The 255-nt window shown below is 34.5% G+C and carries 1 protein-coding gene; it reads left to right on the forward strand.

Annotation, left to right across the window (positions count from 1 at the left end; genetic code table 11):
* On the forward strand, positions 1-255 hold a 255-nt coding region (locus ACYQ4S_RS12760; RefSeq protein WP_459771555.1), incomplete at both ends, for a reverse transcriptase domain-containing protein.

The following is a 255-nucleotide window of genomic DNA, read 5'->3' on the forward strand; positions in this document are numbered from 1 at the left end:
TGATTGACCCAATTATAGACCCCTATTTCTCAGAATATAGTTACGGCTTTCGTAAAGGTCGCAACGCTCACCAAGCAATTGAGCGAGTGATTGGTTATTATGAAGAAGGTTATAAGATAGTAGTAGACTGCGATTTGAAGAATTACTTTGATACAATCAACCATCAAGTACTAAGAAATAACCTCGAATACTATATTCAAGATAAAATAGTGTTGAGAAATATTTGGAACTTTTTAAAATCTGGCATCATGGACC

It is taken from the genome of Alkalibacterium sp. s-m-28, assembly GCF_054658175.1.